This is a genomic window from Aestuariivirga sp. (assembly GCF_044238155.1).
Lineage (GTDB): Bacteria > Pseudomonadota > Alphaproteobacteria > Rhizobiales > Aestuariivirgaceae > Aestuariivirga.
Window position 1 is genome coordinate 1 of the sequence record NZ_JBIIDX010000153.1, and the last position, 8,230, is coordinate 8,230.

At 53.5% G+C, this 8,230-nt stretch carries 10 protein-coding genes and 1 tRNA gene; 8 read left to right on the forward strand and 3 right to left on the reverse strand.

Annotation, left to right across the window (positions count from 1 at the left end; translation table 11 throughout):
• The first annotated feature begins 86 nt into the window (after positions 1 to 86).
• A complete protein-coding gene (locus tag ACILRN_RS14105) occupies positions 87 to 398 on the forward strand; it encodes a DUF2160 domain-containing protein (protein ID WP_395689325.1) in 312 nt (103 codons plus the stop codon).
• A gap of 786 nt (positions 399 to 1,184) precedes the next feature.
• Positions 1,185 to 1,952 (forward strand): glycosyltransferase family 32 protein, encoded by a 768-nt coding sequence (locus tag ACILRN_RS14110; protein WP_395689327.1) that lies wholly within the window; start codon positions 1,185 to 1,187, stop codon positions 1,950 to 1,952.
• Positions 1,953 to 1,961: 9 nt separating this feature from the next.
• On the opposite strand, the gene ACILRN_RS14115 is transcribed toward ACILRN_RS14110, so the two are convergent.
• Positions 1,962 to 2,222, reverse strand: a complete 261-nt coding sequence (locus tag ACILRN_RS14115; RefSeq protein ID WP_395689329.1) for a hypothetical protein — start codon at positions 2,220 to 2,222, stop codon at positions 1,962 to 1,964.
• 614 nt (positions 2,223 to 2,836) lie between these two features.
• On the opposite strand from ACILRN_RS14115, the gene ACILRN_RS14120 reads away from it, so the two are divergent.
• Positions 2,837 to 3,901 carry a glycosyl transferase family 90 gene (locus tag ACILRN_RS14120; protein WP_395689330.1) on the forward strand — a complete coding sequence of 355 codons (1,065 nt, stop codon included), beginning with the start codon at positions 2,837 to 2,839 and terminating at the stop codon, positions 3,899 to 3,901.
• 367 nt (positions 3,902 to 4,268) lie between these two features.
• On the opposite strand, the gene ACILRN_RS14125 is transcribed toward ACILRN_RS14120, so the two are convergent.
• Positions 4,269 to 4,343 (reverse strand) — tRNA-Gly (locus ACILRN_RS14125).
• Between the two features lie 107 nt (positions 4,344 to 4,450).
• On the opposite strand from ACILRN_RS14125, the gene ACILRN_RS14130 reads away from it, so the two are divergent.
• The 5 genes from ACILRN_RS14130 (at position 4,451) to ACILRN_RS14150 (ending at position 7,159) form a co-directional block, all read left to right on the forward strand.
• The gene (locus ACILRN_RS14130; protein ID WP_395689332.1) at positions 4,451 to 4,942 is read left to right on the forward strand and encodes a prolyl-tRNA synthetase associated domain-containing protein; all 492 of its coding nucleotides are present in this window, start codon (positions 4,451 to 4,453) and stop codon (positions 4,940 to 4,942) included.
• A gap of 71 nt (positions 4,943 to 5,013) precedes the next feature.
• Complete coding sequence (trxA, locus tag ACILRN_RS14135) at positions 5,014 to 5,937, forward strand: thioredoxin (RefSeq protein ID WP_395689333.1); 924 nt, start codon at positions 5,014 to 5,016, stop codon at positions 5,935 to 5,937.
• A gap of 14 nt (positions 5,938 to 5,951) precedes the next feature.
• Positions 5,952 to 6,620 carry an LON peptidase substrate-binding domain-containing protein gene (locus tag ACILRN_RS14140; RefSeq protein WP_395689341.1) on the forward strand — a complete coding sequence of 223 codons (669 nt, stop codon included), beginning with the start codon at positions 5,952 to 5,954 and terminating at the stop codon, positions 6,618 to 6,620.
• 7 nt (positions 6,621 to 6,627) lie between these two features.
• Entirely contained in the window at positions 6,628 to 6,813 is a 186-nt protein-coding gene (locus ACILRN_RS14145) for a Trm112 family protein (RefSeq protein ID WP_395689335.1), read from the forward strand.
• Positions 6,794 to 7,159 carry a gamma-butyrobetaine hydroxylase-like domain-containing protein gene (locus ACILRN_RS14150; protein WP_395689337.1) on the forward strand — a complete coding sequence of 122 codons (366 nt, stop codon included), beginning with the start codon at positions 6,794 to 6,796 and terminating at the stop codon, positions 7,157 to 7,159. Before ACILRN_RS14145 ends, ACILRN_RS14150 begins: the two co-directional genes overlap by 20 nt.
• A 17-nt stretch (positions 7,160 to 7,176) precedes the next feature.
• Here ACILRN_RS14150 and ACILRN_RS14155 read toward each other — a convergent pair.
• Positions 7,177 to 8,230 (reverse strand): FAD-dependent monooxygenase (locus tag ACILRN_RS14155; protein ID WP_395689339.1); only part of this gene is annotated, 1,054 nt, incomplete at its 5' end.

Sequence of the window (8,230 nt, forward strand, 5' to 3'; positions counted from 1 at the left end):
CATTGTCATCTATTTCGTCAGAAACTACATCGCCAAGGGCTTTGCCCTTGGCCGCGTATGAGAAAGGCGGGAATATGGACGCGCCAATGATGTTTTCAGTCGACTGGTGGCAGCAGCCACTTGGCAGTTGGATGGCATGGAACCGTGTTACCATTGCCTTTTTCCTTTACGTGTTTGGCTCCATTCTGGCGATGGGCGCATGGGAATACTTCGTGCCGGGCGGTTCACCGCGGCGCGGTATCTTCCGGCTTGACACCACCCGGGGTGATCGGCTGTTCATGACGCATCTTGGCACCGCCTTCATATTTCTCGGGTGGCTGGCGTTCTTCGGTACGCCGCTGTGGGGTGCGGTAGCTATATCGATTGTTTGGGGAATTGTTGTGTTTCGCTGGGCCTGACCCAGCGCAGGCTTGCATAGGCAGAACCGCCTCAAAGTGTTGTTCGGTCTCAATCGGCAACCTCAAAACAGCGAAAATCAGCGACCGTCAGAAAACATTTGAGCAGCCGTAGCGACATGAGTGAACGCGTCAGCCTTGTCGATCTATCGACCAGGCTCGATCTTTTCCAGTTTCACGACAGTAACGGGTTTCAGACATCCGTTTATCAACGGTGAGCATCAAGAGTGGTTGTCTGGGTGGCTATTCAAATCTCTTCAAGCAAAGTCAGTTGATCACGAGGATTTGAAGTCATGTGAATTTATAAAAGGAAAATTGTACCGCTACCATCATATCAACAAACTTCATCTGCGATCGTCAGTTATTCTTGAATTCCTTTGTTGCCTTGTCGGTGATCCAATAAGCATCCCCACGCTCTTCGGCAATCCAGATAGCCAATTTCATAACCGCTTTCATGCAGCGACGACAAAGCCAGCATTCGACAGATCTTTGCAAACCATCGCAAGGCAGTGCACGAGCAAGCGCCGCCTTGCTTAACCTAGGTATTTCCTCACACCTGAGGTCAGTTCGTGATAGCGAATTGGACTGGAAAAACATTTACAGTTGGTGGTAGCATTTGAAACGGTCAAATCCCAACGGGCTATTTGACCGTGAGCACGACACTGCTCTAAAACAACCTTTTGTTGGCAAGATGATATCGATAGTGGAGTGTCTCGTGTTTCGGTTCAAGTATTGCGGACGCTGCAGTCCATCCAGAACTCATGATGCGGGGCCAAAAGCGGCTTAAAGATGATTTTGGTCAGCATATTGATCACTTCTGATGAGAAGAAAGAAGAGGATCTTCCGCTCGGCATAATCGAGAACATAAATTCATTCAGACGAGTTCACCCGGGCATTCCGCACCAGCTGTTCACCACTTCAACAATTCGCAAACTCATCTACGATCATTTTGATGCTGAGGTTCTGGCGGCGTTTGATAGGCTGAAACCCTTCGCCTACAAAAGTGATTTGGCACGATACTGCATCATGTATCGTTACGGTGGTGTGTACGCTGACATATCCACGTACTTTCTTAAGCCCTGGTCTCTAGATCATCTTACATTGCTGGATCATAAGGCGACGTCATGTACATTGGCGCAAATGGGGCTGTTCCAGGATTTCCAGTCCGCAAGTATATGGGATACTAGTAACGGAATATTTTCAAGCCCTCCGCGGCACAAAGCCTTGGCGATGGCAATCAAGCTGATATGTGAAAATATGAAGGCCAGTTACTATGGAAAGAATAGCCTCTGCCCAACAGGACCTGTGCTCTTTGGCAAGGCCATCGCGAGAACTTGTGAACCTGAAGACTTGATTGTTGGAAAATCGGTATGGATTAATCCAACCGAAAATCTAAAAGGACTGATAAACGAGAGAAGTCACGGCTTCCTGTTTGGTAACAGACTAGTTGCAGTCAAACGAAAGCGGGGAGGAAGCCCGCTGTCCACAATAGGAATCGCAGGAGGCAATGATTATAATGAAATGTGGGACTCTCGCGACATATATGAGACCAGTTAGTCATTTTCACTATAGATCCATGTCGTAGTCCTCAAACGGATTGATGACAGTGGTCGTCTGGAAATTCAGAGCACTCGCTATCCCCAGCCGTGATGGCGAATTGTAATGGACCCTGCTCATCATGTGCTGGTCGATGTCGGATCTGATTGGGGTGGCAACTTCTGCAAACGGCAATGCGCCCGCGAGCCACTCGATGATGTAAATTGCTTTGACGTTGAGAACCGCGCGGATCGTGAGACGTTCCCAGTTGAACACATCTGTCGGGGTCATCAGTCGGGCTCGGCCACCTTCGTGGAGTGATGGACGTAATCGATTCGGCTAATTCTATTGCATTTCGCTTTGTTGATTTGTGGTTCAACTCTTTACTACACGAGATGAGCGTCAACAGATCCTTGGCTGTCACCATGCCACTAGAATTGAGTACGGCTATGAGCCGGCTATGGCACTAGCGGTCATAGTTTGATGCAATCGGAACAATGTACTGGTCTAGTCCAGTTCCATAAGACGTCAGTAACGCAGCACTCAGCGGAAAATTGTGGGCATGGAAGCGTTCAGAAACGTTATAAATGTCAAAGTTTTTAAGAAGGTCATGGAATTACTCTTGTCGAGGTGACGTAGTGTGACCTCGCAGTATCGAGAAGCGATTATACAGCAGTCATGAAAGTGTTTGGATATGCATCCCGTGCACCCGCTCCAATTCGGGGTCTGAGTGTATGGTAGATTTCTAAGTTTGAAAATATGCGAGCTAGTATCAGTTACCGATGTATGCGATCACGAGGGTGATCTGGCTCTTGATCTGAGTATGATTTGCATGGAATGGGGAATGTCATAGAGTTTCTAAAGACTTTGAATTAATGGTAATTCGTACAGGCTGGGATCGATAGATGGCTATTGGGCAGCATCTCAATGCTGATGTGTGGAAGTCAGCTGCAGAGTCCTGCGGCGAGATATCCGCAAAACTGTCAATTATAAATTCTGAAAGCAATGCAACTGTTCCATTCTCGTTGCAGTTCAAGAAGCGCCCCAGTGGAGTCACGCTGATCGATGAGGTGGCAGACTTCGAAATAAGCCCCACGAGCATAATTTGCAGAGTAGTTATAGGGTTACAAAGCGGATATTGGTGGCATATACGAGCCATACTGAAAATTGTTGTTGTCTACTTGGGTCGAGGGTTAGAAAGTGGACAATTTTCTGTCTCCCTGGGAGACGCAGGCTTGCCGAGGCGTCTCCTAGCATTCAGCTCGAACATACCTGATTACTTGGTACCTGATCCGCGTTTCATTCATAGCAACGGATACAAACAAGCACGGCCAAAGTATTCGATTGCCGGGCCTTGGAGCGATCGAAAGGATATGCTCTACTGGAGAGGAACCGATACGGGTATAAGAAGATACCGTGAAATTGAACGAGCGCCTCGTGTTCGGGCCTGTTTATTGGCGAAACAAAATCCTCATCTGTTTAGTGCTTTCATCACCCAATTGGAAGACAAGGAGAACAACGCATTAAGACGTTGCTATGATCAACTTGGAATTTTTGGTCCTCGTGATGACCAGGACGATATTCTGAAGTACCGGTTTCAGTTGGACATTGATGGTAACGCGTCTGCATGGAGTAGTTTCTTCCTGAAACTACTTAGTGGCTCGCCGGTTCTGAAAGTTGAGTCTGATTGGAATTGGCGACAATGGTATTATTCAGATCTAGTTGCTGAAGAACATTATGTATCGGTAAAGTCCGATTTGTCTGATTTATTGGAAAGGCTGGAATGGTTACGACAGAATCCGGTTAAAGCAGCAGCTATTGGTGAGGCTGGACGCAGGTTTGCGCTCTCACGAAGCTACGAAACCGAAATGTCGGGAGCAGTCAAATGCCTTGAACGACTGATTGTGTTCAACAAGGTAGCGGCGTCTGATGACGGCAGTCGAGCTTCACAATGGGTCGGTGTGGAATAGACAGCTATCGTGGGGCGATGGCAGCGACGAGGGATATTCGGAGATTGTATCTTTAAGCGGTCAACCAATCTCCGCTCCCACTTTCCTGGTTTTGCTACTGCCCGTCCGCTTTCTCCTTGTGGTCCGCCCGTTTGAGCAGTCAGAGCGGCCCGTCCTTAAATCCACGGTTATCAAGTTGCGCTTTGGACCTGATAAGTTTCAGCGTCTGAACCGGTTCATTCAACGGTGGCTGTCCCTCAGGAATTGACCCGAGGAGAACAATAAACGGGGGCCGAATTAAAGGAAATCCGTTTACGCCAAAACAGTCCTGAACCGAACCGTTCCGCCGGGGGGCGGTTTCTTAAATAATTGATAAAGATGGAGAAATTGGAGCGGGCGAGGCGAATCGAACGCCCGACCCTAACCTTGGCAAGGTTATGCTCTACCCCTGAGCTACGCCCGCTTCCATAGCCTGACGGTGTCAGCCGTCAGCTACGGCCTTATTGCCTAACTCTCCGGCAAATGCAAGAACATCATTATCCATTCGTTCTCTGGAGAAAATCGGACGCCATGCCAGCGACCCGTGACGAACTCTTTGCCCGGCTCGAGGCTCTCGGAATTGACGTTACGACGCGTGATCACGCGCCCGTCTACACTGTCGAGGAGGCGCAGGCCTTGCGTGGCGAGATTCCCGGGGGGCATTGCAAGAACCTGTTCCTGAAGGATGACAAGGGTGCGATCTGGCTCGTTGTCTGTCTGGAAGAGGCACAGATCGACCTCAAGGCTGCCCCGGCCAAGATTGGCTCTCGGCGCCTGTCGTTTGGGAAGCCCGAGTTGCTGCGCGAAGTTCTGGGCGTGGAACCTGGGTCGGTCACGCCTTTTGGGCTCATCAATGATGCCGACCGGCGGGTGAATGTGGTGCTCGACAAGGCCATGATGGCACAGGATCTGCTGAACTATCACCCCCTCGTAAACACCGCGACCACCACGATCAGGGCAGTTGACCTGCTGGCGTTCATTCGCTCCTGCGGCCATGAACCGATCGTTGCTGCCGTTGCCTGAAAGCAATCGGCCGCATTGAAAACTTTGTGTATTTGCCCCATCTATGTGCGAGACGTGAGGACAACAGACCCATGAACATGATTATCGGTGGCCAGGCATCTGGCGGTGGACAGGCTCCGGCGGGTGATCTCGTAAAGGACTCGAATACGCAGAACTTCATGCGGGACGTGATTGAAGCCTCTCGCCAGGTGCCGGTCATCGTGGATTTCTGGGCTCCGTGGTGCGGACCGTGCAAACAGCTGGGTCCGGCTCTGGAGAAAGTAGTCCGTCAGGCCAATGGCAAGGTACGGATGGTCAAAATCAATATTGATGAGAACCAGCAGCTTGCAGGACAAATGCGCATTCAGTCGATCCCGGCTGTATATGCCTTCGTCAATGGCCAGCCGGTTGATGGCTTCATGGGCGCCTTGCCCGAAAGTCAGATCAAGCAATTTGTTGACCGGCTCGGTGGCCAGGGCAGCCTTGCCGAGGAAGTCGAGGCGATGGTTTCAGAGGCCAGGCTGGCCTACGATCAGCAGGACTACCAGACCGCTGCCCAGATCCTGATGCAGGTACTTCAGGCTGATCGGGAGCATGCCGGCGCCCTGGCCGGACTTGCCCGTTGCCAGATTGCAGTCGGTGATTTGGAGAACGCGAAGGCAACTCTTGCGCTTGTGCCGCCTGCAAAGTCGAATGATGCGGAAGTCTTGAGCGCCAAAGCCGCGCTCGATTTGGCTTTGAACCCGGTCGATGTCTCTGAAATCGGCACGCTTCGGACCAGGGTTGTACAGAACCCTGACGATTTTCAGGCGCGGCTTGATCTTGCAGTATTGCTGAACGGGGCAGGCGAGCGTGCTGAAGCAACCGACCAGCTCATATATGTCATCCGCAAGATGCGCAGCTGGAACGACGAGGCAGCGCGCAAGCAGCTCGTCAAGTTCTTTGAGGCATGGGGTCCCAAGGATGAGTTCACTCTTGCCGGCCGCCGTAAGTTGTCATCGGTGCTGTTCTCATGACGGATGATCTGGTCATGGGTATTTTTGGAACCTACCGAAATCCGGGCGACCTTCCGCAGCGTGTCCCAGTGTTTCCGCTGTCCGGCGCCTTGCTGCTGCCGCGGGCCGAGTTGCCTCTCAACATCTTCGAGCCGCGCTATCTTGCAATGGTTGATCACGCCCTGTCAGGCAACCGGGTGATTGGCATGATCCAGCCGGCGGGTGGGGAAGAGACACAGGATCCTCCTCCCCTGATGAAGGTCGGCTGCCTTGGCCGCATCACTGCCTATGCCGAAACGGCCGATCAGCGCATACTCATTACGCTCACGGGTGTCAGCCGTTTCCAGGTCGTCGACGAACTCGATGTGGACACACCCTACCGTCAGGTGATCGCCAACTATCATCCATTCGCTGCCGATCTGGTTTCCGCCCCGGTTTCACCCGACGTCAACCGTCCGGCACTTCTCAAGGCCTTTCGCGATTATCTGGATGCCAATCAGATGAACGCCGACTGGACCCAGGTTGATGCCGCGCCGACCGAGGTTCTTGTCAACACGCTTTCGCAGTTGGCACCCTATCCGCCGCAGGAAAAGCAGGCCCTGCTCGAGGCACCCGATCTTAAGACGCGCGCCGATGTGCTCGTAGCCCTGACCGAGGTTGCCCTCAGCAAGATGGCCAGCGGCGGCAAGCCTCGGCTGCAATAGGGTCAAGATGGCTGACATCCGTACCGACCCGAGGCTGCTCGAACTCCTGGTGTGTCCTATCACCAAGACGCGGCTTCAGTATGATGCGGAGCGGCAGGAGCTCGTTTCCCGTGCAGCGGGTCTGGCGTATCCGATCCGTGATGGCATTCCCATCATGCTCCCTGAAGAGGCGCGTGAGCTCAGCCGTGAATGATCCATGGCCCGAGGAATTGTGGCTCACCTCCGGCGGAGGTGAAGTGCATGTCCGGTTTGATTCTGGCGAGAGCGTTGTTCTTTCAGCCGAGTATCTTCGTGTTGAGAGCCCCAGTGCCGAGGTGAAGGGCCATGGCCCAGGTCAGGAGCAGCTGGTTTGGGGCAAGCGCAACGTAAGAATCCGACGCCTGGAGCCTGTTGGCAGTTATGCTGTCCGAATTGTTTTCGATGATGGTCACAGCACCGGGCTCTATACTTGGTCATATCTTCTGAAGCTTGGCCGCGAGCGGTCGGTGATTTGGGAGTCCTATCTCGAAAAGATCGCCGCTGCAGGTTTCAGCCGATAGCCTTTGTCGAGCAGACGTCAGACTCGTTCGCCACGCAGAAGTCGCGGCTGGTTGCCAGCCATTCCCGCTGCCTGGGCAACAAACATCGGCTTCATGAAACCAAGCCGGTTGACCGCCATCAGCCCCGCCCTTCGCAAGAGGGTCAGTATCGGGTTGGTGTTGGCAAACAGGCGGTTCATTCCGTCCATGGCGGCACCTGTCAGCACGGTGTCAAAGCGTCGCCACTGAGTATATCGATCGAGCACGGCTTCACTGCCAATGTCGAGTCCAAGACCGGCTGCATCATGTATGCAATCAGCCAGGGCTGCCACATCACGCAGTCCGAGATTGAAGCCGAGTCCTGCCAGTGGATGCAGGACATGCGCTGCATCTCCCACCAGCGCAAGCCGAGGCGCCGTGAAATGATTGGCAATGTACATTGCAAGTGGATAGCCGTGGCGACCGGAGATCATCCGTACGGCGCCCAGATGGTTGCCAAACCGCAGCTTCAGCTCCTCTTCGAACTCTTCCGATGAAAGAGCCAGCATGCGCTGTGCTGCCTCAGTCCGCTCTGACCAGACCAGTGACGACCGGTTGCCCGGCAGGGGCAGAATGGCAAACGGGCCGGATGGCGTGAAGTGTTCCTCGGCTCGGCCGTGATGGGGAAGTTCGTGCTCGACGGTTGCCACGAGCCCCATCTGGTCATAGGGCCAGCCCACCAGCTCAAGCCCGGCGGCCTCGCGGGCAGGCGAGTTGCGGCCGTCCGCTGCCACGATCAGTGAACACCGAAGCGCTGAGCCATCGGCGAGCCCAACCGTGGCCAGTCCCGGACCGAACTTGAACCGTTCCACGGCGGTACCGGTGAAAAACTCGATCGTGGCTGCACGCTCCGCCTGATCAAGCATGGCGCCGTAGAGGAACCGGTTTTCAATCATATGGGCCGAAGGGCCGCCTGCCATGTCAGCTTCGCCAAACTCCAGAAGCACTGGACGAGGTGAACCGGGCGTGGCGCTGTCGGTCACTATGATTTCGGTCATGGCCTGGGCACGATCGGCCACCAACTGCCATATGCCGAGCGCCTCGAACATGCGC